Origin of the sequence: Sphingobacterium bovistauri, assembly GCF_020295405.1 — a bacterium.
GTDB classification, from domain to species: Bacteria; Bacteroidota; Bacteroidia; order Sphingobacteriales; family Sphingobacteriaceae; genus Sphingobacterium; species Sphingobacterium bovistauri.
This window is the reverse complement of the sequence record NZ_JADEYP010000015.1, coordinates 1-24875: the sequence shown is the minus strand read 5'-3', so window position 1 is coordinate 24875 and position 24875 is coordinate 1. Positions and strand designations below refer to the sequence as shown.

Here is a 24875-nt window from a genome sequence, read left to right as displayed (position 1 = left end):
TTAATCTTGGCCTGCTTTTTTAATCCTTTAGTTTTTCTACTCTATTTGGGGTTTGCGTGCCATTTACAATCCCTTGAGCACCCAAAGCGATAGCTTCAATGCTGGATACTATATTTTCTATATTCAGTGTACTGACATCATCTTTTACCGTATGGTAATAGCTATCTTTATCAATTTGAGAGGTAGAGAATGTATGTGCAGGAACACCCAATGCCGCCAAAACAGCATTGTCACTGCGGTAGAACAAATTCTGTTGCGGATAAGGGTCAGGATGGAATTTAAACTCAGTGTTCTTTAGGTTTTGCTGCATCAGTTCGCCTAAATTCGAATGGTCATAACCTGTAAGATATAATGTATTGGCTCCAAATTTGGAGTCTTTTCCAATCATCTCAATGTTGATCATTGCAATAACACTGTCAGCATTGATGTTGTTTGAAAAGTATTTTGATCCGTACATACCTATTTCTTCTGCGGTGAAGGCTACGAAAATTAATGTTCGTTCATTGTTATTCTGATTCTTATAATACTTAGAAAGGCTAATTATAGCGCTAGTCCCTGAGGCATCGTCATCAGCACCATTCGCAATTGAATCTTGTCCATTAGGTTGGATGATACCAATATGATCGTAATGTGCTGAGAATATTACATATTCGTTTGGTTTTGATTTTCCTGGGATTACAGCTGCTACATTAAAAAGTTCGATCTTTGAACTGATATTGGTGCATGAGATGGAGTATGAAGACGGTAATTCGCTAGTTAATATGAACGCTTTTGTATAGCCTTTCGTTTGCTTTTCATTTGTAATACTTTCTTTTCCATATATTTTATTAAACCTAGTAATATAGGAAGCATAAGAAGGGTCGACGATTACGATTACATCCTCTTGTCCCTGCGCTAATGAGCGAAAAGTTGTGGCGAAATCATCTTCTTTACGAATATATTTTATAGGGATTGCAGAAGATTGATTCCAGTGTACGTGTGGTTCGTTTCCAATGATTAAGTAAGACCCTAAATCAAATTCTTTAGTACCTAATGTGACTGTAGAAGATGCTCTATTTACTTTAGATAAATGAAAAGTCTGTCTATAATTAGCCTCACTATAAGGCTGTAGCCCGTTCTTTTTGAACTCCTCAGCTATAAAATCTGCAGCTTTACCTATGAAGGGGGTAAATGCATGGCGGCCTCCCATATCATCTGAAGCTAATGTATTTAGAATACGTTTTACCTCATTGCTGTCAACAATTTGTAAATCTGATTGTTGTGCATTGGAGCTTACACTATTAAATAGTAATATAGAGGTTAGGAGTGTCAGTAATCGCATAGTCAAAAATTTTATGAAAATAATAAATAATAGTTTATCCTTCACTGAAATAAAGCATAACTATTATATTTGGTTATTAAAAATAACATGTTATGAAAGAAGTTACAGTTCTAGAATTAAAAGATATGATGGATCGCAACGTTGAATTTCAATTAATTGATGTTCGCGAACCTTTCGAATACGAAGTATCCAACCTTAATGGTCTTAATATTCCTTTAGCAGGTATTCTATTAGAGGCTGAAAAGGTTTCAAAGGATATTCCAGTTATTGTTCAATGTCGTTCGGGAAAGCGTAGCGCACAAGCGGTAATGCTTTTGGAACAACAGGGTTACACTAATCTTGCTAATTTGCAAGGTGGTATCTTGGCTTGGAGAGATGAAATCGATCCAGAATTAGATGTGTACTAATAGACAGAATAGAAGAATATGGTAAAAGAGAGACGAATATTCGTCTCTCTTTTCGTTTACTTATCATCAATCAATGTGCAAATTTTTATTTTGTACTTTTGTAGTATGAGAAATTGGTATTCACAGACACGTCAAGCTTTTTATTTTAGTTTGATGTTTTATATAGGTGCGACAATTCTATTATTGTTAAAAGTTAGTATTGCTCCAATCCTATTTAGTTTCTCGTTGTTGGTATCTATGATATGGGTTTTTCTAGTGATGAGAGAAATAATGTTTTCACCTCGTATTACCAATATTGAGCGATTATTGCTCTTAATATTTATTATTTTGTTAAATATCTTGGCAGGAATAGTATACTTCTTTTTATTACGTAATAAAGTAATAGGAGATCCAAAAAAATAAAAAAATGAAAAAACAGTTTGTACTTAATTTGTTGCTTAATCTTGGTTTAGTCTTTATGGTGATGAGTGGCTATTCAGCTTATCAAAGTGGGAATATGCTAATTTTAGGTGTTGCAATTGCATTATCCGTAGTGTTGATTTATTTGAAGATTGTTTTGCTTAAACATGTGAAAGCTGACTATCGAAAAAGACAGGAGCAATCTCATAATGATGCTACTAAAAACAAAAGGGTATAATCGAATCGATTATACCCTTTTATCATATCTATCTAGCCCCTATTTTACAAATGGAGCTTTTTTAATTTCCGCTTTTACTTTTTGGTTACGGATATTGATGTAAATCTCTGTTCCTGCTTTTGAGAATTCAGTGTTTACATAGCCTAAACCAATTGATTTTTTCAACGATGGAGATTGCGTGCCTGAAGTAACGCGACCAATAACATTGCCTTGAGCATCAACGATTTCGTAATCATGACGAGCAATTCCTCTATCTATCATCTCAAAACCGACTAATTTTAGTGAAGTGCCTTTTTCCTTTTCAGCTTTTAAGTTTTCACTATTTACGAAGTCTTTTGTGAATTTAGTAACCCAGCCTAGTCCAGCAGCAAATGGTGATGTTGTATCATCAATGTCATTTCCATACAAGCAGAATCCCATTTCTAAACGCAACGTATCACGTGCACCCAAACCGATAGGTTTAATGCCAAATTCCGCTCCAGCTTCGAATATAGCATCCCAAACTTTTTGAGCATCTTTATTCGCTACATAGATTTCAAACCCACCAGCACCAGTATAACCTGTTGCAGATACAATAACGTTGTCTACACCAGCGAAAGCTCCTTTGGCAAATGAATAATATTCCATAGACGCCAATTCGATGTCAGTAAGCTTTTGTAATGCTTCAGCTGCTTTGGGACCTTGAACAGCGAATAATGATGTTTCGTCTGAAATATCTTTCATTTCTACACCATAACTGTTGTATTTGCTAATCCAATTCCAATCTTTCTCAATATTTGAAGCATTTACAACTAATAAATAAGTCGTGTCGTCAATTTTATAGGTTAAAAAGTCGTCTACAATACCTCCATTTTCATTAGGAATGTACGCATATTGAACTTTTCCATCATATAATTTTGAGGCATCATTTGATGAAATTTTTTGAATTAAATCCAATGCTTTCTCTCCTTTCAAGATAAACTCGCCCATATGACTCACATCAAATACACCCACACCTGTACGTACAGTTTCGTGTTCGTCGTTAATACCGGTATATTGAACAGGCATGTTGAATCCCGCAAAAGGAACCATCTTTGCCCCTAAAGAAATGTGATGGTCTGTTAAAGCTGTATTTTTCATCATCTAATGGTATATAAAGTTTTTGCAAAAATAATTATAAAGTTGGGATTTTATGGGGTGATTTTGTAATATTCCTATTTTACACAATCGATTACTTTTCAAATGTTAATTTATAAATGATTGTTTCTTGGCTTTCCAAGTCAGTGTCTTCGCACAATAAGAATTCTAATACGTTGTCCGTATTTTGGTATAATGTAATTCCTTCGAATTTGTTAGTTTCGGAAAGTGGAAGTATGTTTTCCAGCTCGAATGTTTTCAAATTGATATAACCGACGTAACTACCCCCTATTTCTCCATCTGTATACGTTGAATTACTATGCTCTATTGCAGCCAAGAAATACAAATAATCATCCACAACAGTTCCATCAGTAATGGAAAGATGGGGAGAAATTTTACTTAAATCAAGTGGAACAAAAAAGGGTTTTTCTTGAAGTGATAAATCTGAAATAATAATTCCATTTTGGTTTTTTGGACCGTTTCCTCTATTCAACAAATGGTACTTTTCATTATACATAAACGCGCCCTCAATATTGAAATCATTTTCATGGATTTCTAATTGTTTTCGTATAAATGCAAACTGTGTTGAGCAATCTTTTGTCTGAATATTATTGTCTTTATCAACGATAAATAACTTATTGCGAATGGCTAAATTGCTTGATCCCGAACCCAATAGATAAAAACTGTCTTGGTATTTGAAGATGGATTCCAAATCAAATTTATTCTTCTTCTCGACAATTTCATTGTTGTGAAGATTGTCATGTAGCATCGTCTTATGCAATGTGCTATCTGAGATCGTGTATGCGTAGAAATAATTGCTGTTGTCGGCAATGAGTTTGATCTCATCTTGTTGATAAAACAAACCTGAGGTTGCCCCCAGACCTAATATTTTAACAAATATTTCGATGTAATAAGGATTCATAACGCTAAATTTTGAGGTTTAAAATTCCAACTACTCGCTTGAATTCTGGATTTATATTCGCTTGAATTTCAATTTTTTTTTCTGTCCAGGGGTGTTCAAAAGATAAAGATGATGCATGCAATAACATGGTGTCCATCTCGAAACGTTCTTTCCACATTTTGTTCTGTTTGTTGCATCCGTGCGGTCTATCACCGATAATGGGATACATGATATGTGCAAAATGTCTTCGCAATTGGTGCATTCGACCTGTCTCAGGGTTTGCTTCCACCAATGAGTAGCGGGAGGTCAAGAATTTTCCTTGCGGAACATCAATTTCTGCTGTCGCCAATCTCTTGAAATGTGTGATAGCATCTTGTGAAGTTCCATTTTCTTTCAATAAGGGATAGTCGATCATTCCTTCTTCTGGACAATAACCTCTCAATATGGCTAAATATCGTTTGTCTATCTTTTTATCCTGAAATAGTGGTTGAATTTTTTTATCCGTCTCTTTGTCCAAAGAGAATAATAATATCCCGCCTGTTTTTCTATCTAAACGATGTGCTGGATATACAGGCTGTCCTATTTGGTCACGAAGTAATTGTAAAGCAAATTCAGAAGCATCATTGGCTATGGAAGACCGATGTACAAGCAGCCCGTGTGGTTTGTTTATGGCAATAAGATGTTCGTCTTGGTAGAGAATTTCTAACATTATAGATTTTTAAGAATACCCACTATTTCATCCGCTTTCTTGTCTATCTCTGGACTTAGCCATACTTTTTTGAATGCGCCCCCTCCTATTGGAGTATCTTGTCCTTGCCATCTTATTTTTACCAAAGAGAACAAGTAATAGTTTTCAATGATAACATTATTTTGAACAAATTCGCGAGTAATACGGTCTCCAAATAGGGACATACCGAATTCTAGAGCCTGTTTGTTTTCGTAGTTGAGTTGTTGTTCTAATAATGATTTGGCTTTATTTTCTACAGCTAGCTCAAGGTCTTCTTTTTTGGGATTTGTTAAGATAGCAGCTAGCATAATTGCCACTAGCCCTAAAGAGATTATTCTTGTTTTGGACATAAAAATGCTGTTTAGTTATTAGAATAAGTTACCTAGGACGGTGAAAAGCCATTCAGCAATAAACCACATCAAGTAAAATACCCCAACACACAAAAGTACTATAATAATAAATAAAGCAATCAATAAACCTTTGGCACTACCTTGATGCTTGCCTTCAAAATAATGTTCACGTAATAGATTGACATTTTTTTTATTGGCTTTATTAAAAAAGTCAAATGCATAACCAATAAAGGGAATTGATCCTAATAGAGCATCAGTCAATACATTAAGGAGCATTTTTACAGCCACATTGGATCCTGCGCCATTTCTAATCATTACGATAACAAGTCCCAATGACATTCCAAAAGAAGCAAACTGGCCAGCGTAAGGTATTAAATTCAAAAGAGGATCCAAGCCAAACCTGAATCCTCCAATATTAAACTTATTATCCAACAAAGTAGATGCTCGCTCTATCCAAGCAAAATCTTTTTCTTTTTGCACTAAGTAAATTTTTTTTTCCAATTTATTTCAATTCAAATACACCATCAATATAGCAAGTAAGTTTGATAGGGCGAATATCTAATGATAAATCACTTGATTCTCCTCCTGCGCTGTCCATCATAGCAGTTTTATACATACGGGGTTGAGGCATTAATTCAGCAAAATTGAAGTTACTATTGTCATTAATTACCAGTACTTTACCTATTGAGCCGCCGTCAGCTGCAGCTAGTATTTCAGCATTATGACGTGCATCTTTTACAGCTGCTGTTTTTAGTTCTTTTTCTAACTCACGTTTTTGTGAGTGGTCATATCCACTAATAGAAGTGCTTTGCAATCCACGAGGATCTATTTGGTCTAACATTGTGTGTAAACCATTCAGATTAGCTACTTTAATACGGTATTGGCGAGATTGTAGTAACTCACTTGGTTTTTTCTTGTCTTGATAATTATAACTGTAAATATTTTGAATGGTGAGATCTTCTTTTTTCACTCCTATCGCCATTGCAGCATCAAACAATTGTTTTTCTACCGTTTCTATGAACACTTTCTTTTTCATGTTTCCGTCCATGTAAAATTCCTTTAGTGAGATGGAAAGGTAAATGATATCGGGAGTAACTTCTTTTTCGGCATAACCTTTAGTCGCTACTTTTCTAAAAGACTCTATGTTTGTTTGTGCGTTTGTCATTAATATAGTTCCTAATAAAAATGCTATTGTTAGTAATTTTTTCATAAAACGTTTGAAATTAATATTTTCTATATATAACGCATAGACAAACAAAATGCCACATTGTTTAATAAGCGATTAAAAATAATCTTGGAAATGTTTTTATAAATCTTATCTTTAGATAAATTAATACAATACAATAATGCAAGAAGGTAAAATCAAATTCTTTAATGAGACCAAAGGTTTCGGTTTCATAGTTCCAGCTTCAGGCGAAAGCGAAATTTTTGTTCACGTTTCAGGTTTAGTAGACAAAGTTCGTGAAGGCGATGATGTTTCTTACGAAGTTGAACAAGGTCGTAAAGGTCTTAACGCGGTAAATGTAAAAGTTATCTAATAGATTCTATATATATTTATTGTGAAAAAGCTCGACATTATTTGATGTCGAGCTTTTTTATTTTAGTGATATTTTGAGTTTAACTATTTATAAAAGGATTGTTTGGATCTCTTTGCCCAGCGAATGGGTCTTCATTTTCACCACCTTTTGGATCAGCTCCGTATTCATTTGATCCACGATCACCTTCAGTAGCAGCCAAAATGATGTTGTAGATAGGAATTAAAATATACCAGCCACTTTTACCCACATCATGCATTCTGCGGATTCCAACAGCAATGCTTGGAAGTAATATGGCTACAGAATAAATTGTGGCTAAAAGTGGAAATTTAATAAGCCCTCCTATAAATCCAATAACAATAGAAATAATCATATTGATAAGAAAAAACATCCAATATTCTTTTCGGCGCGCACGACCATTAAAGTTTGTGTAATTGTCTTTTACAACTTTTAAAAACCATTCCATTTTTTTAAAATTAAGTTAGTTAATGTATTTGTATTCAAAAATAGCATAATATTTAACTAATTAAATTTTAATGAAATATTTCTTCGAGTATTTGTAGTGAATTTACGGAGCCGAAATTTTCTGTATGTAATTTGTAAAAGTTTATTATCTGAGAAAGCAAATATATGCGGTCTTCGTGTTTCATTTGAATGGTATGAGATTCCTCGTATGAAATATTTAATATCACATGAAACATGTCCGTATGCGGCTCCTGCAATGTGTAAGTGTGTGCAGGAGCAAAATTTGTAAATACACCATCAACTAGATCAAAATATGCGAGAGGTTTTGCGGATGCAGTTGGCATATATCCCAAGAATCTGCTCAATTTCATCAAAAAACACAGGTGAAAATTTTGAATTGGTTTGTCCGTTTGATCTAACCAGAGGATGGATTGCTCAATAAAATTGAAAAGATGAGGGTCAGGCTGCTGTTGTTTTAATACTTTATAAAGTATTTCATTTAAGAATATGGCTACCGAACTTTTTGTGATATCAAGAGGTATTTCTTGAAGTGTAGGTGACGGTGTAGCCTCCTTAATTCGTTGTATGGCGCCGTTGTCTTTGTGATAGACAACCATATCCAAAAGATGAAGGGGCTGTAGCATATTAACATGAATTTTTGCTGTTGGTTTCTTAGCTCCATTTATTATATACGACTGAATGCCAAATGATTCTGTGAATATTTGCGCAATAATACTGTTCTCTGAATAATTTGTTATTTTTAAAGCTATACCCTTAGTTTTTTGTAACATCTATCCCCTATTGTCTGTCTATTGGAGGCTAAAAGTACTAAGTAAAAAATGTTTTTCCAATTGTGCTGATAAGGTAGTTTTGTGAATTGTTGAAAACTATTTTCGACAAACATCATATAACATAATCTGGAAAAGATCTACATTTGCTTGTTCCTACCCTTTCTGGATTATTATTAAAAATAATTCTCCTCATATTGTTGTAAATCCCAAAAGAAATATAGATATTTGCAAACTCTTTGCAGAGAGTGCAAAAGAGAATCGGTGTATAAATAGACAACATTAAAAATAAATATCATGTCAAGAATTTGTGATTTAACAGGCAAAACGGCATTAAAGGGAAATAACGTATCTCACTCGAACGTTAAGACTAAACGTAAATTCTATCCTAATTTACAAACTAAACGTTTTTACATTCCTGAAGAAGATCGTTGGATCACTTTAAAAGTGTCTACGGCTGCAATTAAAACAATTAACAAAAACGGAATTACTTCGGTAATCAGTAAGTTTATCAAAAAAGGATACGTTTAATAGATATTCGCCTGTTAATTAAAGATATTCATGAACTATTAGTCCGTGAGGATTAAAACAAAGTAAAAACAATGGCTAAAAAAGGAAATAGAGTACAAGTTATCTTAGAATGTACTGAGCACAAAGAAAGTGGTCTTCCAGGGATGTCACGTTACATCACTACTAAAAACAAAAAGAACACAACAGAGCGTTTGGAATTGAAAAAATTCAACCCTGTATTAAGAAAAGTAACTGTTCATAAAGAAATTAAGTAATTAATTTATGGATTGATGAGAGTCATCCATTTTAAATAAAATATACCATGGCAAAGAAAGCGGTTGCATCATTACAAAAAGGTGGTGGTAAAGAATTTACAAAAGTTGTTATCACTGCAAAATCTGCTAAAACTGGAGCTTATACTTTCAAAGAAAGTATGGTACACAACGACAACGTAAAAGATGTTGTTGCTGCAGCTTCCAAATAAGCAAGAAAGATATTCCTTTTTTAAAGTTTTTCTTTAAAAAAACTGAAAGCCGTTTTGGTATACTAACCGAAAGGGCTTTTTTAGTATGGCAAGATTTCAGTATATTTGAATACATATTTTAAGCATTACTTATCAGCAGTATTTCATGGGTTTATTCGATTTTTTTAAGAAGAAGCAAGAGACTCCAGAGGCGCAAGAGGCTTTGGATAAAGGGTTAGAAAAAACTAAAGAAGGTTTCTTATCTAAGATTACTAAGGCTGTCGTTGGTAAATCAACTATTGATGACGATGTATTAGATAATTTGGAAGAAGTGCTTGTGACTTCGGATGTAGGGGTGACTACCACGTTGAAAATCGTAGAGCGTATCCAAGAGCGTGTGGCTCGAGATAAATATGTTGGTACAGAAGAATTAAATCGTTTGCTGAAAGAAGAGATTCAAGCATTATTGGCTGAAAATAACAGTAATGATTTTGAGAGTTTCGAGTATGGTAACCATAGACCCTATGTGATTATGGTGGTAGGTGTGAATGGAGTTGGTAAGACTACTACGATAGGTAAACTTGCACATCAACTGAAAGAAGCTGGAAATAAGGTTGTTTTAGGTGCTGCGGATACTTTTAGAGCTGCGGCTGTTGATCAGCTAAAGCTTTGGGGTGAGCGAGTTGGTGTTCGTGTGGTAGCACAAGCTATGGGTTCAGACCCAGCTTCAGTAGCTTTTGATACGATTCAATCTGCTGTTTCAAATGGAGATGACGTAGCTATTATCGATACCGCTGGTCGTCTACACAATAAAGTTGGTTTGATGAATGAGTTGGGTAAAATCAAAAATGTGATGGAAAAGGTTATTCCTGGAGCTCCACATGAGATTTTACTTGTTTTGGACGCTTCAACGGGCCAAAATGCTATTGAGCAATGTACACAATTTACCCAGGCTACAGATGTAAATGCTTTGGCATTAACTAAATTGGATGGTACAGCCAAAGGTGGTGTAGTGATTGGTATATCAGATCAGTTTAAAATTCCTGTTAAGTATATTGGCGTAGGAGAGAAGATTGGTGATTTGCAATTATTCAACAAACGTGAGTTTGTTGAATCGTTATTTAAGTAAACTCACTTCTGACTTCATTGTAATTATTTTTATTTCAAATATAAGTTACCTTATTCTTCATAAATAAGAATTTTTTGTGACGGGAATTTCCTGTCCATTTTATAATATAGTATGAAAACTAAACATAGTAAATTCGAACCTTTAATAACGAAACCACGCGTTAATGTGGTAACGTTAGGTTGTTCGAAAAATATTCACGATTCGGAAGTGTTGATGGGGCAGTTGAAGGGCAATCAAATAGATGTGGTTCACGAATCAAATAATATACAAGCAAATGATATCGTAGTCATCAATACATGTGGCTTCATTGATAATGCGAAGCAAGAATCTATTGATACTATCTTACAGTTTTCAGAGCTTAAAGATCAGGGAAAGGTTAATAAAGTTATCGTGACAGGATGTTTATCGGAACGTTATAAACCTGAGTTGCAATCTGAAATTCCTAATGTGGATGCTTACTTCGGCACGAATGACTTACCTGAGTTACTTTCGTCAATAGGGGCAGATTATCGTCATGAATTACTAGGCGAACGTCTTTTAACGACGCCTTCTCATTTTTCATATTTTAAAATAGCTGAAGGATGTAACAGACCTTGTTCATTTTGTGCTATTCCTTTGATGCGTGGTAAACATGTTTCTAAATCTATCGATGATTTGGTCAAAGAAGCTAAGTTTTTAGCTTCGAATGGTACAAAAGAATTGATACTTATCGCGCAGGATTTGACGTACTATGGATTAGATATTTATGGCAAACGTAATTTGTCTGATTTGATGCGTCATCTATCTGATGTGGAGGGTATCGAATGGATACGTTTGCAATATGCTTATCCTTCGGGTTTCCCAATGGATATATTGGATGCGATGAATGAGCGTAGTAATATCTGTAATTATTTGGATATGCCTTTGCAACACATCACAGACAACATGTTGACATCTATGCGTCGTGGTACAACGAGGCAAAAGCAAATAGATTTGGTGAATAAAATACGGGATAAAGTGCCTGATATTGCTTTGCGTACAACGTTAATCTGTGGTTATCCTGGGGAGACTGAGCAAGATTTTCAAGAAATGTTAGAATGGGTAGAAGAAACTAGATTTGATCGTTTGGGATGTTTCACGTATTCACATGAAGAGAAAACTCATGCACATACTTTAGAAGATAATGTTGCTGAAGAGGTAAAACAAGAGCGCGTTGAAGCGATCATGGAAGTACAACAAGGTATTTCTTACGAGATCAACCAGACTAAAGTTGGGAAAGAATTTAAAGTATTGGTGGATAGAGTCGATGGTGATTATTTCATTGGTCGCACAGAATACGATTCGCCTGAAGTGGATAATGAAGTAGTGTTGAATGCTAAAGAAAATTATGCACGTATAGGTGATTTTGTTCAGGTCAAAGTGGATAGAGCAGAAGATTTCGATTTATACGGAAATATTGTTAAGTAAATATTTCTTTGATTATAATAAGAAGGGAGCTCATTGAGCTCCCTTCTTATTATAAGTATTTCTTGAAAATTGAATATAATATTTTTAAATCGTTATCTGTAAGAGTTGCCGAAGTAGTTTCTTTCTGAATATAATGATGTTTGAATCCTTTAATTGCGGCATCTAAATTTTTGACATCGTAGCCAATTACTCTTAATGCTAATTTCACATCAAAATTAGCTGGTGGAGTTTCTAGATAATCATCATACCAGTATCCAAATCCATTCTCTGCCAATTTTTTCCAAGGAAAGCGACTAGGGTCATTTTTACGCGTTGGCGCATAATCCATGTGGCCAATGAAGTTAGATTGAGGGATTTTATAGGTGTCTTTTAAATAACCAAGTAATTTTAAGAGTGCATCTATTTGTACATCAGCCCAAGGGTCAGTAGTGCCATTATTGTCTAGTTCAATACCAATGGAAGAGGAGTTTAGATCTGTATCATTTCCCCATTTTCCAACACCAGCATGATGTCCACGGTATAAATCATTTACCATTTGAACTATCTTTCCATTTCTACCAATAACATAATGCGAACTTACTCCTGCGCGTGCGCTATGAAATGTTTTCACCGTTTGTGCTAATGAATCTTGAGCAGTATGGTGAATCATGACATAATTTGGTTTTCTAGTCCCAAAATTGATGGATCCTATCCATTCTTTATCTGTTACGTTAATTTTTTCCAATTGGCTTGCAACTGGAGCTTCACTGTACAGCTTAGCATATTCTTTGGCTTTTTTCTTATATACTTTTTCTGTTGCTTTGTATTTACCACCACCACATGAAGCGAATAGTGAAAATCCTATAAGAAACTCAATGAAGTATGTTTTTTTCATTTTTTATAATAGATTTATTATGCAATATAGTTAAGTCAGGTCAAAAAAAATTATAAATATTTTAACTCTTAATGTAACAACCTGTTAGTCATCGTAATGTTATAGTAAAGTAGAAGAGGTAAGCACATAAAAAAAATATCTATCTTTGCGCTGTGAATACAACAACAAAATTGATTGATATACGTAGTCTTTCCTTAGAACAAATCAAAACAAAATTGGTTGAGATGGGGGAGCAAGCCTTTCGAGCTAAACAGATTTATGAATGGATTTGGCAAAAATCTGCAATAGATTTTGATCAAATGAGTAATCTGAGCATCGCTCTGCGTGATAAATTGAAAGAAAACTTCACAATCAATTATGTTCAAGTAAAGCAATCTCAAGTATCATCTGATAAGACTATAAAGAGTAGTTTTGTACTTTATGATGGGAATATTATTGAAGGAGTGTTAATTCCTACGCCAGATCGTATGACGGCTTGTGTTAGTTCGCAGGTAGGGTGTAGTTTGACTTGCAAATTCTGTGCTACAGGTTATATGGATCGTAAACGTAATTTAAATGCGGATGAGATTTATGATCAAGTAGTGCTAATTGATAAGCAAGCGAAGGATAACTACGGCATTCCATTGAGCAATATCGTTTACATGGGTATGGGCGAGCCTTTGCTAAATTATTCCGGCATGATGAAATCGATAGAACGTATCACATCGCCTGATGGTCTGAATATGGCAGCAAAGCGTATTACTGTGTCAACAGCAGGTATAGCCAAGATGATTAAAAAATTAGGTGATGATGAGGTTAGATTTAATTTAGCATTATCACTTCATGCTGCTAATGACGATAAGCGTAATGAAATTATGCCTATTAATGAGCAAAATTCACTTAAGGCTCTTGCAGAGGCATTGCGCTATTATTATTCCAAAACAAAAAATCCAATTACTTACGAATATATTGTATTTGATAATTTCAATGATGAATTACAAGATGCAAAGGAATTAGCTAAATTTTGCAAAAATGTTCCTTGTAAAGTAAATATCATAGAATATAATCCTATTTCTTTAGCTGATTTTGTAAATGCTGAAGCGGACAAAATCGATGCTTTTGCAAACTATTTGCGAAGTCAAGGGGTTATTACGAATGTACGTCGTAGTCGTGGGAAAGATATTGATGCTGCTTGTGGTCAGTTGGCCATTAAAGAAAAATCAAATTAATTTTATTAACTTAAAGAATACAACCCGTATTCTTTATGCTTTTGAAAAATTATATAAATGATTTTTTGCATCTGATGTTTCCTCGATTATGTATGGCATGCGAGGATACGCTGATGGTCAATGAGGATATGCTGTGTACTAAATGCATGTATCATCTTCCTTTTACAGATTTTCATTTAGATCCTAATAATGAAACGGCTAAGCAGCTTTGGGGTAAAATTCAGTTTGAGCAGGCCTTTTCGATGCTTCATTTAGCCAAATCTTCCCGAGTTGAAACATTACTACATAAGTTGAAGTATAAAAATCATCCAGAGATAGGTTTATTTCTTGGAAACTTATATGCCGCCAAACTTTCAACTCTTAATACGCATTGGGATTATGTCGTTCCAATACCTATCCATAAAGACAAATTACGGAAGAGAGGATATAACCAAGCCGCAGAATTTGCAAGAGGCTTAAGTGCAGCATTAAATGTTGAAATGAACGAAGATATTCTAATTCGAGAAATATCTTCTGTCAGTCAGATACAAAAATCTAGGACAGAACGCTATGATAACGTAAAAGGAGTCTTTTTATTGATTCAAAAGTTGACATTGAATTAAAGCATATTCTTCTCGTAGACGATGTATTGACTACGGGAGCTACAATTTGTGAGGCAGCGAGCTTACTGGTCCAGCGTAGAGCTCTTGTGACAATCGCAACAATAGCTAGAGCCTAATTATCGTCTCTTTGGAGTGTATGGTTTAGGGCATCCGCAATTGTTAGTAGCGCATGATTGTATTCCACTAGCTACAGATACAAATAGTACGAGTAGAATTATAAATCTTTTCATATTGGTTTTTCAGCTTTTTCTTTTCTATATAAAAGTAAAAAAGCAAAAGTAGCCATACCAATTCCGATGCAGTCCGCATATATATCATACATGTCTGCAGTACGGCTTGATACATGTCTTTGTGCTTCTTCTGTTAAAAATGCGAAAACTACAGTACTTATTACAACTTTGGCAATAGTTATCCATTTATTTCCTTTCCATTGTGATTTCATAGCGGCCTCCCAATACAAAAGCATAGCTAATATAAAGAAAATACCGATGTGGACGACTTTATCTATCCCGTTGAAATAATTAAATCGATTTAAATCAGGAAGTTCATTGGAGGGCATTAGTAACAAAGCTAGCATTATTAAAGCCCATACTATAGCCCATATATAACTAAAAAAATATTTCATCGTCGCAAAAGTCCTATAAATCAATTAGAAAACCTAATACTTAATACTTTTTAACACAAAGTTACATAGTGATAAAAAATTATTAATCTGAAAATCAGTTAGATATGATTTTATACACTACTATGTATTGCAAAGTACCATCCAAAGGATATAACTTTGTATTGTTATGATAGCGGAAAATACACAAACGCAGATGCGAAAGGGGATACTGGAATACTGTATTCTTTCCATTATTTCTAAAGGAGAAATATATGCATCGGATATAATTTCGGAATTAAAGCGAGCACAATTGCTGGTCGTAGAGGGTACATTGTATCCCTTGCTTACTCGATTAAAGAATAATGGTTTATTGAGTTACAACTGGCAGGAATCGACTTCCGGTCCTCCACGTAAATATTATCAAATTACAGCAGAGGGTTTGGAGGTTTTGCGTAGACTGGACAGTACTTGGAAGGAATTGCACTATGCAGTTGAAACATCATTGCAAGGGAGAAACGAATCTAACAACAACTAATTGATATATCTAATACCATGAATAAAACAATCATTATCAATATAAATAGCATAGTCTTTCATATAGAAGAAGAGGCTTATGAAATATTACGATCATATATGATCGATATTAAAAAACATTTTGGCAATTCGGCAGATAGTCAAGAAATATTACAGGATATTGAGAACAGAATTGCGGAAATGTTTTCTGAGAAAATTCAAATTGGTCGTAAAGAAGTAATCTCGTTGGAGGATGTGAATCTTGTGATTGATAGAATGGGGAAGGTTAGTGACTTTGAGGGGGGAGAAGAGGAAGAGATATCTGCTTCAGAGGAAAAGCAACAAGAAAGCTCGGAAGTTCCACCATCGGCATTTGTGGAGAAAAAACTGATGAGAAATCCTGATGATTCAGTCATTGGTGGGGTGTGTAGTGGACTTGGTGCATATTTTGGAATGGAAACCAAATGGATGAGATTGATATTCGTGTGTTTCGTTTTATTCGGAGGTTCTGGAGTAATGTTATATGTTATTTTATGGATGGTAATGCCAGAGGCAACTACTCGCGCAGATAAAATGGCGATGAAAGGTGAATCACCAACACTTCAGAACTTTAAGAAAAGCTTTGACGAAGAATTACAGGGGTTAAATCCACATATCTCAAAGGCAAAATCTGAAATCGCTAAGGGAACTTCTGTGGTAGGTAGTGGTATTTCCAAATTGGGAAGAATGTTTTTGCGTTTAGTAGGTTACTTTATATTAGTAATTTGTGCATTGACTTTATTAGGATTAGCTATAGCTTGCGTAGGATTCATTACAGGAGTATTGGGTTATCAACGAGAGATGGTCTTTCCTGGAACGGAATTTTTGAATACAGCTCAAGCTATTGTCGCTTTAATCGCGGGAACTTTAGCTATCGGCATCCCTTTCTTTGCATTGTTGCAAACGATGTTACGCATCTTGTTTAGTACTCCACCAATGAATCATTATTTTTCATTGGGGTTGTGGGCTACATGGATCTCATCGATAATTGCAGTTGTATTTTTCAGTTTTGTTGGAGCGCAAGAATTCAAAGAATCAAGTACTATAAAAGTTGAAAAACCTTTGGTTGCTCAAAAAGTATATTATATCACAGAGAAAGATGTGCGTACTATTGAAGCATCATCTTCGGATAAAGAGGGTAAAAAATTCAAGATTGAATTAGATGGTGTAGATTTGGAATCTGCTTTACGCAATCATATCAGTATTAATTTTGAAAGCATTGATTCTTTGGCAAAACCGTATGTGCAATACAATTATTTTGCAAGAGGAAAAACATATCAAATAGCAACTACCAATGCGGCAGATATTAATTATTTGGCAAATCAATTGGATGATAAGATTGTATTCAACTCACATTTTGGTATTAATCCAGATAGAAAATATAGAGATCAGTCCGTTTCTGTGACGCTATATTTACCGCAAGGTTCTCGTGTAATTATCGACAAATCGATTCAACATAAATTAAGAAATCTATCGTATTGGGATTGTAAAGAATCATATAAATCTGAAGAGAAAATAAAGTCGACGGAGTGGATAATGGGTAGGACTGGCTTGCAATGTACTCCGAAATTCTCACCAATCACGAAAAATAGCGAAGAAGAGGATCTGGACTCACAAGCAGAAGCGCAAGTTAGGGAGATTGAAGAACGTGCTAATGAACATGCTAAAAGATTGGAAGAGCACGCTAAGAGATTAGAAGAACACGCTCAAAGAGTAGAAAATCAGGCAAAGCAAATGGCAGAAAGAGTAAATAAAGCTAAATAGTCATTTCTATATTACACTGAAATAAATTTTTTGTTGATTACAAATATTATGGCGGAGGATATTTTCACCGCCATTTTGTTTGATTTTACCGAAATTCCACTGTAATTTGTCTAATACATATTCTCTTGTCTGTATATTCAGCCTAATTTTGGAGTATCAAAAAAGGCAGATACTATAAATTCTAATCAAAAATGAAATTATTTTCACAGATTTTCGGTTGTATGATTCTATGCGTGCAATTCGCTGTAGCCCAACAACAATCTATTACTGGTTATATAAAAAGCACGAATAATCAACCTATAGCTAATGCTTCCGTATATTTAGTAACGGAGCCTAGTAAGGGTTTTATAAAATCAGCTGTAACAGATGAAAAAGGGCAGTTTAAGTTTTTAGGTTTTCCTAAGGGAACGTTTAGAATTGAGGCGACAGCTGTAGGCTATGTAAAGGGTGAATCAAATGCTTTCGTTGCAGAGGATAGATCTATAGCATTAGATGATATTATGTTGCGAATAGTTACAAAAGAAATAGAAGCCGTTTCTGTTCAAGGTCAGTTACCACAAATTCAGTACACCAATGGTCGACTTGTCATGAATGTAGAAAATTCTTCCATCAGTGCAGGAAATAATGCATTGGAGGTATTGAAAAGAGCACCAGGCGTCGATGTAGATAAGGACGATAATATTTCTTTGATGGGACAACAAGGTGTAAATGTCATGATAGATGGTCGTCAGACCTATATGACAGGCGAGCAGTTGGCTACATTTTTGAAAAGTACGGATGGAGGGCAAATTAAGAGTATAGAACTTTCGACTACACGTTCGGCGAAAGATGATGCAGAAGGCACAGCGGGGGTGATAAATATTGTGATGAAGAAAAATCGTCTCGAAGGCTTCAATGGTTCATATATAGCGAGTGGAGCTTTTGGAGAGAAATTTAGAGGAAACACTTCCTTAAACGTGAATTATAAAAAGAATAATTCCACTTTCTTTACCAATTATTCCTATACAGATAACAATTTTAATGAGCATATCCGTATCACACGGGTTATACCAAATAAAATTGCTGATACCTATTTCGACCAATCTTCGAAATTTCAGAATGTTGAAAAAACACATAACTATAAATTGGGATTTGAGCAAAAAACTTCCGCTCGAAATACTTTTATGATACAATTTAACGGCGCGAATAATAAAGAAGCTCAACTTACGCCCGGAACAACTTTAATGTCTCAGCCTAATATGGCTATTGATTCGATTATGGTTTCGGATAATAATAATGACGAAAAATTTAACCGTTATTCGGTGAATATGAATAATGAGTTTGTAATAGATTCTACAGGTAAAAAACTAACGGCAGATTTTGATTACAGCACATTTAAGACGAATTCGATATTAAACTACAGCTATTTTTCATACCTCCCGGACATGACTTTAATGTACGATCCTGAATATGAGAGGAGTAATTTTGGCGTGGATATTAAAATTTTAGCAGCAAAGTTAGACTATACGCAAAAGCTTTGGAAGGGAAATGTTGAATCAGGTTTGAAATACAGTAATGTAAAATCTGATAACGATGTAAAATTTGAAAATTTAATAGGTTCCTCTTGGTTGAATAACACCAACCGTTCGAATGTGTTTAATTATACTGAACAAATCGTTGCTGGTTATTTCGATTATAGTACTAATATCAAAAAGTGGGGAATAAAAGCTGGATTAAGAGGGGAGTATACCATTTCTGATGGACATTCTATCACGCAAAATAAACAAGTTAAGCGCGATTATTTGGATTTATTTCCATCTGCATCCCTTTCTTATAATGCACATGAGAACCATGTTTTTGCAATAAGTTATGCTAGAAAAGTTTCAAGACCTAACTATAGAAATCTAAATCCTTTTGAATATTATGTAGATAAAAGGACATATAACAAAGGTAATCCATATCTGAATCCGCAATATACAGATGGATTCTCATTCAACTATACGTTGTATAAGCGATTTAATATCGCATTGGGACACGATATTACCAAAGGAGCCATGGTGGAAAGCCTTGGACAAGATACAACGTTGAAAACAACATGGATTATCCGTGAAAATTTGGGTGAACAAACAACGTCTTATATCAACTTGACAGTTCCATTAAGAATAGGAAAAGTATGGACTTTGTTTAATAACATTACAGGTATCTATATGCATTTTAAAGGTCCTGTATCTGGGTATGAAATTAATCAGGGCTCAGCATTTATTCAAGGGAATATTAACAACAATTTTAAATTCAGCAAAAATTTTGCAGCAGAATTATCCGTGAGATACAACTCACCTTTTATATACAATATGTATAAAATCCAGACGCGTTGGGGTACCGATATTGGAGCCTCTTATAATTTCAAGGATGAGCGTACGTCACTAAAATTGGCTGTAACGGATGTGTTCCATACAAACCACAACAATGTATTTACAGAATTTAAAGAATATAATTCTAAAATATATCAGTACCGTGATTCGCAAACTGTACGTTTGACTTTGAACTATAAATTCGGTAATTTGAAGCAGTCAATTCGTAAGGTAAACGATAGTAGTGAAGAAAAGGAAAGGGCTTTATAAGTATTAGGTATCCAAAGTCTTTATGCCAAAGATGACCGTAGATTGAAAATATCTGCGGTCATTTTTGTTTAGCTTTGTGTTATGAAATTCAGAAGTATAGTAGTTTTTTGTGCTTCAAGCTAGGGTTTGATGCGGTGTGGATGCAAAAAGCTTACGCGGTAGGTGAATATTTGGCTACGAATAATATTACATTGGTTTACGGAGGTGGTCGTGTGGGGCTAATGGGAGCTGTTGCCGACGGTGCGCTTGCTAATGAGGGCAAAGTGATTGGTGTAATTCCTTATTTTTTAAACAGTAAGGAAATTGGACATTCAGGGGTGACGGAATTAATAGCCGTGGAAAATATGCATCAACGTAAAACGATGATGAATGATTTGAGTGAAGCAATTATTGCATTGCCTGGTGGATTTGGAACGATGGAAGAGTTGTTTGAAGTTATTACTTGGGCACAATTGGGATTGCATCAAAAACCTGTAGGGTTATTAAATATAAATGGATTTTATGATCATTTGATTGCGTTTGTCCAAAATATGGTGGACGCAGGGCTATTGAAAACAGAGAATCGCGACATGTTATTGGTGTCGAATAATATAGAAGATTTAATACAAAAAATGGAAGACTATATTGCGCCAGACGTGCCTAAATGGTTAAATAAGGAAAATAGTTAGGAGGAAAGAAATATGCCATTAGCAAAGAACTTTAAATCTATACATCACAAAACCTGGGAGGTTTACTTTTCGCAATGTTATCCAAACGGTGCGTTGAAGTTGCCCGAATTAACTAATATTTTGCAGTTAACAGCTGCGGAGCATGCGGATTTGGGAGGAGTTGGTTTTGATGACTTATCGCAATACGATCAATCTTGGGTGATGAATCGTATGCGTGTAGAAATTGGAGACTTGCCTCGTTTTTCTGAAGAAATAGAGGTGAAGACATGGATTGAGGAACTGAAAGGATTCAAGTCGACACGTAATTTTGAAGTTTCACGTGGAGGTAAGAAATTAATTGGTATTTCTTCATTATGGGCTGTGTTCAATATGAAGAAAAGACGACCAGATGCTTTGCCTTTTGATACTTCATATGTGGAGCAATTCCCAGAGATGCATGCTACTGAAATAGGGAATCAACGTATTGATCTAGATTTTGAGGTGTCAGAGATTTATCATCAAAAAGTTCAGTTTTCTGATTTGGACATCGTAAATCATGTCAATAATACTAAATATTTGGAGTGGTGTATAAATCACATTCAACCTAATTTAATCTTGGAGAATAAAGTAAAGGCAATTGATTTGAACTTTATCAAAGAATTGAGTCTAGGAGATGAAATCATTATTCAAATGGGTGAATTTGAAAACAAAATAGGATTTAAAATCCTGAAGGGTGAACAAATTTGTTTTGCCTGTGTTTTTGAAGTAGAGAATTAACTTTTATTTAGTATTTTACCATTTAAAATAATCAACTACAATAAAGAAACTATGAGAAGTATTAAATTATTAGCGCTTATTTTGACCGTTTTCGGTGTTCAATCAGCTTTTGCACAGCAAAAATCTTTAGAAAAAATTTGGGAGACGACGGAAGGAATTCATGTTCCTGAATCGGTTTTATATCATGAAGCTACAGATAGACTATATGTGTCACTAATCGGTCAAGGAGGTACAGATAAGGGTGAAATAGCAATTTTGTTACCAGATGGAACAGTAGAAGATCCACATTGGATCACAGGCTTGAATGCTCCCAAGGGATTAGCAATTCATAAAGGACTGTTGTACATCGCTGATGTAACAAAGATAATTGTGGTGGATATCGTAACCAGTAATATTATTGATGAGTTACCAGTTGAAGGTGCTGTTTTCTTGAATGATGTGACTGTTGATGATACAGGTGTTGTATATATATCCGATACTAGGTTGAATAAGATTTACCAATTGCGTAATGGGAAAGTGACTTTGTATTTAGATAATGTTCCATCTGTGAATGGATTAAAATATCATAAGGGAAATCTATTAGCCTTAGCTGGGAAAGAATTTTGGTCTATTGATGCAACGAAGAAAGTTACTGTATTTACCAAAGGTTTTGAGCAAGGTGGAGATGGTTTGGAACCACTTTCAAATGGAGATTTCCTTGTGACTTGTTGGCCAGGCCTAATTTATCATGTGACAGCGAATGGAGTAATTCATAAAATCCAAGACGTACAAGGTAAGATGAATACAGCGGACTTGGGGTATAATCCGAAGGCAGGTGTTATTTATATACCGACTTTTAATAGCAACAGCGTAATTGCATACAAATTGAAATAAATAGGAGGAGCTTTTTGCTCCTCTTTTTGTTTATAAGATTATTACATTTGTGCTATCAAAAATTGTTGTCATGCAGATCGAAAAAATTTACAACATCTATAAACAATATCCATCAATTTCGACAGATACACGAAATATAAAACACAATAGTATTTTCTTTGCTTTAAAAGGCACTAATTTTAATGGAAATTTGTTTGCTTCGCAAGCGTTGGAGAGTGGAGCTGCTTTCGTAGTGGTAGATGAACCCGAATTTGCAAAAGATGATAAGTATATTCTGGTTAGTGATGTATTGGAAACACTGCAGCAATTAGCATCATATCATAGACAACAATTAAATATTCCTGTTGTAGGGATTACAGGAACAAATGGAAAAACAACTTCTAAAGAGTTGGTGTATTCTGTACTTTCTCAAAAGTTCAAAACCTATGCTACACAGGGAAATTTGAATAATCATATAGGCGTGCCGTTGACGCTTTTATCTATTGACTCCTCCTATGAAATGGCGATAGTGGAGATGGGAGCAAATCATGTTGGTGAGATTGAATTCTTATCAAATATTGCACGACCCACACATGGGTTTATTACGAATGTGGGTAAAGCACATTTGGAAGGGTTTGGTTCTTTTGAAGGGGTTAAGAAGACGAAAGGCGAATTGTATGATTTCATAGCTCGGCATGGAGGTACATTATTCTTACAGGCAGATAATATACATTTAGTGGAAATGGCCGCTACACGTGCTTTTTCAAAGGTAGTTAAATATGGTTATTCGGATACAAATGATGTTATTGGAAAGTTGTTGATAGCGAATCCTTATTTATCTATTGCTTGGAAAGAAGCTTCTAAACCTGAATCTTATGAAGTTTATACGCAGTTGACAGGTTCATATAATACAGAAAATATTTTGGCCGCAATTGCCGTAGGATTAGAATTTGGAATGGACCCAATTGCAATCAGTGAAGGAATAACATCGTATATCCCCAAAAATAATCGTTCACAAATCACAAAAACACTGCGTAATACTATAGTCGCTGATTTTTATAATGCGAATGCGAGTAGTATGTCAGCAGCATTAGACAATATGCAGGTGCTGACTGCGGATCATAAAGTTGTGATTTTGGGTGACATGTTTGAATTAGGTGATGAATCATTTGAAGAACATAAAGCTTTAGTCAATAAGTCTAAATCCTTAGGTTTTGAAAGATTAATCTTTGTTGGAAAGGAATTTTTCAAGCATAAAGAAGGGGGGTCAGAATTCTATGATACTACAGATGAGGCAAAAGCTGCGGTTTCTTCTATTAGCAATAGTTTTATCTTGTTGAAAGCTTCTCGAGGAATGGCGTTTGAAAAATTACTTGAGGTACTATAAATCGGAATCTTTTTTCATTTCTACAACAGGCAGTGACAGATTGAACCGAACCGATACTATTCTAATTAAGAAAACTAATGTAGCACTTAAAAAGGCGTTCCAACCATTGTCGACACCCCAATAATGGAGGAGGACAAACAGTAATGCCCCGGATAAACAGGCTGATGCATATATTTCTTTTCGAAGAATCAATGGTGTCTCGTTAATTAGGACGTCACGAATCACCCCTCCCATTGATGCAGAAAACATTCCAAGCATAATAGCAGCCATTTCGCTACTGCCAAAATCTAATGATTTTTCGGTGCCTACAACAGTAAAAAAACCAATCCCTATCGCATCAAATAGTGTTAAGGTTTTGGCTAGACTATATAATTGTTTATTAGCTATGACTGATATGAATACACCTAAAAAGATGGCCAACATATAATTGCCATCTTCTACCCAAACAGGTCGAATATTCAAAAACACATCACGCAATGAACCTCCACCAATGGCAGTAACAAACGCCATAAAAGTAGCTCCAAAAATGTCTATCCCCTTGCGATGTCCAGCCATAGCACCAGAAATAGCAAAAACCATAGTTCCTAATAGGTCGATAGCGTATATGATTGTCATTTTGCTTTTGTTGGTAAACAAGTATACATAAAATAGAACATAATAAGAAAGACGAATCTATCATCTGGACTTCTCTTTCTTGATTATGAATATTAATGGAATCGATTTAATCCTTTTAGCTATCTCTTCTAAATTCCGATGAATGCTTTTTCACTATTATAAAAACGTTAACACCCTGCATAGGCATTTCTATTTAGTAGGCTTGTAACAAGTGGAAATATCTGTTTTGTGATATTGTGCTGTACATTAGGTACCGGTTGGAATCACAATTAGACTTATAGTAGACTGATATATCGATTTTATTTCTCAGTTGAACAGCTACTTACGCGATATTCAAAAAATAAACTCTAATAAAGCTTGGAAGTAGTTACAATTCTTTTCTATCTTTGCACCACTCCGCAAGGGAGGAACGCTGGATACGGCGCTGAAATATGAGGATAGAGGCTGTTTAAACTGGGAAATCAGGAAAAGCATAAAGAAAAAAAACTTCAAATAAATTTTGGAAGTTTAAATAAAGTTTCTACCTTTGCAGTCCCGACGGAAACGAAGGGAAAACAAAACAAGATAAGTACAGCAGTAATGCTCGAAATATAAGCAG

General features: G+C 34.8%; 30 protein-coding genes. 18 read left to right on the top strand and 12 right to left on the bottom strand.

The annotated features are described in order from the left end of the window. Positions 1 to 19: 19 nt before the first annotated feature. Positions 20 to 1321 (bottom strand): M20/M25/M40 family metallo-hydrolase, encoded by a 1302-nt coding sequence (locus tag IPZ78_RS09390; RefSeq protein WP_225553008.1) that lies wholly within the window; start codon positions 1319 to 1321, stop codon positions 20 to 22. A gap of 92 nt (positions 1322 to 1413) precedes the next feature. Here IPZ78_RS09390 and IPZ78_RS09385 point away from each other — a divergent pair, with 92 nt between their 5' ends. Both IPZ78_RS09385 and IPZ78_RS09380 read left to right on the top strand, forming a co-directional pair. Continuing rightward, entirely contained in the window at positions 1414 to 1728 is a 315-nt protein-coding gene (locus IPZ78_RS09385; protein WP_225553006.1) for a rhodanese-like domain-containing protein, read from the top strand. A gap of 406 nt (positions 1729 to 2134) precedes the next feature. Further along, positions 2135 to 2365: a DUF6358 family protein gene (locus IPZ78_RS09380; protein WP_225553004.1), complete on the top strand. Its 231-nt coding sequence runs from the start codon at positions 2135 to 2137 to the stop codon at positions 2363 to 2365. Between the two features lie 39 nt (positions 2366 to 2404). Here the strand turns inward: IPZ78_RS09380 and gcvT are convergent, their stop codons facing one another. The 6 genes from gcvT to IPZ78_RS09350 all read right to left on the bottom strand — a co-directional run bounded on the left by gcvT (position 2405) and on the right by IPZ78_RS09350 (position 6669). Further along, positions 2405 to 3484: a glycine cleavage system aminomethyltransferase GcvT gene (gcvT, locus tag IPZ78_RS09375; RefSeq protein WP_225553126.1), complete on the bottom strand. Its 1080-nt coding sequence runs from the start codon at positions 3482 to 3484 to the stop codon at positions 2405 to 2407. A gap of 91 nt (positions 3485 to 3575) precedes the next feature. After that, the gene (locus tag IPZ78_RS09370) at positions 3576 to 4403 is read right to left on the bottom strand and encodes a DUF6929 family protein (RefSeq protein ID WP_225553002.1); all 828 of its coding nucleotides are present in this window, start codon (positions 4401 to 4403) and stop codon (positions 3576 to 3578) included. A gap of 4 nt (positions 4404 to 4407) precedes the next feature. Then, positions 4408 to 5091: a pseudouridine synthase gene (locus tag IPZ78_RS09365; RefSeq protein ID WP_225553000.1), complete on the bottom strand. Its 684-nt coding sequence runs from the start codon at positions 5089 to 5091 to the stop codon at positions 4408 to 4410. Then, positions 5091 to 5459, bottom strand: a complete 369-nt coding sequence (locus IPZ78_RS09360) for a hypothetical protein (RefSeq protein ID WP_225552998.1) — start codon at positions 5457 to 5459, stop codon at positions 5091 to 5093. The genes IPZ78_RS09365 and IPZ78_RS09360 overlap by 1 nt, the downstream gene beginning before the upstream one ends. A gap of 18 nt (positions 5460 to 5477) precedes the next feature. Then, positions 5478 to 5939 (bottom strand): DUF4112 domain-containing protein, encoded by a 462-nt coding sequence (locus IPZ78_RS09355; protein WP_225552996.1) that lies wholly within the window; start codon positions 5937 to 5939, stop codon positions 5478 to 5480. A gap of 22 nt (positions 5940 to 5961) precedes the next feature. After that, a complete protein-coding gene (locus IPZ78_RS09350) occupies positions 5962 to 6669 on the bottom strand; it encodes an SIMPL domain-containing protein (RefSeq protein ID WP_225552994.1) in 708 nt (235 codons plus the stop codon). Between the two features lie 136 nt (positions 6670 to 6805). On the opposite strand from IPZ78_RS09350, the gene IPZ78_RS09345 reads away from it, so the two are divergent. Continuing rightward, positions 6806 to 6997, top strand: a complete 192-nt coding sequence (locus tag IPZ78_RS09345; RefSeq protein ID WP_225552992.1) for a cold-shock protein — start codon at positions 6806 to 6808, stop codon at positions 6995 to 6997. A gap of 79 nt (positions 6998 to 7076) precedes the next feature. Here IPZ78_RS09345 and IPZ78_RS09340 read toward each other — a convergent pair whose 3' ends face one another. Both IPZ78_RS09340 and recO read right to left on the bottom strand, forming a co-directional pair. Continuing rightward, positions 7077 to 7460 (bottom strand): DUF805 domain-containing protein, encoded by a 384-nt coding sequence (locus IPZ78_RS09340; protein ID WP_225552990.1) that lies wholly within the window; start codon positions 7458 to 7460, stop codon positions 7077 to 7079. Positions 7461 to 7527: 67 nt separating this feature from the next. Then, positions 7528 to 8250: a DNA repair protein RecO gene (gene recO / locus IPZ78_RS09335; protein WP_225552988.1), complete on the bottom strand. Its 723-nt coding sequence runs from the start codon at positions 8248 to 8250 to the stop codon at positions 7528 to 7530. Positions 8251 to 8544: 294 nt separating this feature from the next. Between recO and rpmB the strand changes: the two genes are divergently transcribed. From rpmB to rimO, 5 genes are all read left to right on the top strand, one after another. Further along, entirely contained in the window at positions 8545 to 8778 is a 234-nt protein-coding gene (gene rpmB, locus IPZ78_RS09330) for a 50S ribosomal protein L28 (RefSeq protein WP_225552985.1), read from the top strand. A 71-nt stretch (positions 8779 to 8849) separates the two neighbouring features. Next, complete coding sequence (gene rpmG, locus IPZ78_RS09325; protein WP_002998409.1) at positions 8850 to 9032, top strand: 50S ribosomal protein L33; 183 nt, start codon at positions 8850 to 8852, stop codon at positions 9030 to 9032. A gap of 47 nt (positions 9033 to 9079) precedes the next feature. After that, positions 9080 to 9241: a DUF4295 domain-containing protein gene (locus IPZ78_RS09320; RefSeq protein ID WP_132778011.1), complete on the top strand. Its 162-nt coding sequence runs from the start codon at positions 9080 to 9082 to the stop codon at positions 9239 to 9241. Positions 9242 to 9386: 145 nt separating this feature from the next. Then, the gene (gene ftsY / locus IPZ78_RS09315) at positions 9387 to 10349 is read left to right on the top strand and encodes a signal recognition particle-docking protein FtsY (protein WP_225552984.1); all 963 of its coding nucleotides are present in this window, start codon (positions 9387 to 9389) and stop codon (positions 10347 to 10349) included. Positions 10350 to 10460: 111 nt separating this feature from the next. Next, a complete protein-coding gene (gene rimO, locus IPZ78_RS09310; protein ID WP_225552982.1) occupies positions 10461 to 11795 on the top strand; it encodes a 30S ribosomal protein S12 methylthiotransferase RimO in 1335 nt (444 codons plus the stop codon). Positions 11796 to 11844: 49 nt separating this feature from the next. Here the strand turns inward: rimO and IPZ78_RS09305 are convergent, their stop codons facing one another. Then, positions 11845 to 12669, bottom strand: coding sequence for an N-acetylmuramoyl-L-alanine amidase (locus IPZ78_RS09305; protein WP_225552980.1), 825 nt, complete (start codon positions 12667 to 12669; stop codon positions 11845 to 11847). A gap of 152 nt (positions 12670 to 12821) precedes the next feature. Here IPZ78_RS09305 and rlmN point away from each other — a divergent pair, with 152 nt between their 5' ends. The 3 genes from rlmN to IPZ78_RS17355 are packed head-to-tail and all read left to right on the top strand — an operon-like array spanning position 12822 to position 14595. Then, positions 12822 to 13877, top strand: coding sequence for a 23S rRNA (adenine(2503)-C(2))-methyltransferase RlmN (gene rlmN, locus IPZ78_RS09300; protein ID WP_225552978.1), 1056 nt, complete (start codon positions 12822 to 12824; stop codon positions 13875 to 13877). Positions 13878 to 13918: 41 nt separating this feature from the next. Further along, a complete protein-coding gene (locus tag IPZ78_RS09295) occupies positions 13919 to 14479 on the top strand; it encodes a ComF family protein (protein WP_225552976.1) in 561 nt (186 codons plus the stop codon). 26 nt (positions 14480 to 14505) lie between these two features. Then, positions 14506 to 14595, top strand: coding sequence for a hypothetical protein (locus tag IPZ78_RS17355; protein ID WP_394371239.1), 90 nt, complete (start codon positions 14506 to 14508; stop codon positions 14593 to 14595). A gap of 110 nt (positions 14596 to 14705) precedes the next feature. On the opposite strand, the gene IPZ78_RS09285 is transcribed toward IPZ78_RS17355, so the two are convergent. Further along, positions 14706 to 15104 carry a VanZ family protein gene (locus tag IPZ78_RS09285; protein ID WP_225552974.1) on the bottom strand — a complete coding sequence of 133 codons (399 nt, stop codon included), beginning with the start codon at positions 15102 to 15104 and terminating at the stop codon, positions 14706 to 14708. Between the two features lie 166 nt (positions 15105 to 15270). Between IPZ78_RS09285 and IPZ78_RS09280 the strand changes: the two genes are divergently transcribed. The 7 genes from IPZ78_RS09280 to IPZ78_RS09250 all read left to right on the top strand — a co-directional run bounded on the left by IPZ78_RS09280 (position 15271) and on the right by IPZ78_RS09250 (position 23662). Next, positions 15271 to 15618, top strand: coding sequence for a PadR family transcriptional regulator (locus tag IPZ78_RS09280; protein ID WP_225552972.1), 348 nt, complete (start codon positions 15271 to 15273; stop codon positions 15616 to 15618). 17 nt (positions 15619 to 15635) lie between these two features. Beyond that, the gene (locus IPZ78_RS09275) at positions 15636 to 17399 is read left to right on the top strand and encodes a PspC domain-containing protein (protein WP_225552971.1); all 1764 of its coding nucleotides are present in this window, start codon (positions 15636 to 15638) and stop codon (positions 17397 to 17399) included. A gap of 191 nt (positions 17400 to 17590) precedes the next feature. Then, entirely contained in the window at positions 17591 to 19999 is a 2409-nt protein-coding gene (locus IPZ78_RS09270) for an outer membrane beta-barrel family protein (protein ID WP_225552969.1), read from the top strand. A gap of 140 nt (positions 20000 to 20139) precedes the next feature. Next, positions 20140 to 20667, top strand: a complete 528-nt coding sequence (locus IPZ78_RS09265; protein ID WP_262903855.1) for an LOG family protein — start codon at positions 20140 to 20142, stop codon at positions 20665 to 20667. A gap of 12 nt (positions 20668 to 20679) precedes the next feature. Beyond that, positions 20680 to 21423, top strand: coding sequence for an acyl-[acyl-carrier-protein] thioesterase (locus tag IPZ78_RS09260; protein WP_225552967.1), 744 nt, complete (start codon positions 20680 to 20682; stop codon positions 21421 to 21423). Between the two features lie 51 nt (positions 21424 to 21474). Next, positions 21475 to 22296 (top strand): SMP-30/gluconolactonase/LRE family protein, encoded by an 822-nt coding sequence (locus IPZ78_RS09255; RefSeq protein ID WP_225552965.1) that lies wholly within the window; start codon positions 21475 to 21477, stop codon positions 22294 to 22296. A gap of 70 nt (positions 22297 to 22366) precedes the next feature. Continuing rightward, positions 22367 to 23662 carry a UDP-N-acetylmuramoyl-tripeptide--D-alanyl-D-alanine ligase gene (locus tag IPZ78_RS09250; protein WP_225552964.1) on the top strand — a complete coding sequence of 432 codons (1296 nt, stop codon included), beginning with the start codon at positions 22367 to 22369 and terminating at the stop codon, positions 23660 to 23662. On the opposite strand, the gene IPZ78_RS09245 is transcribed toward IPZ78_RS09250, so the two are convergent. Beyond that, positions 23657 to 24277, bottom strand: a complete 621-nt coding sequence (locus IPZ78_RS09245; RefSeq protein ID WP_225552962.1) for a trimeric intracellular cation channel family protein — start codon at positions 24275 to 24277, stop codon at positions 23657 to 23659. The genes IPZ78_RS09250 and IPZ78_RS09245 overlap by 6 nt on opposite strands. Positions 24278 to 24875: the final 598 nt, after the last annotated feature.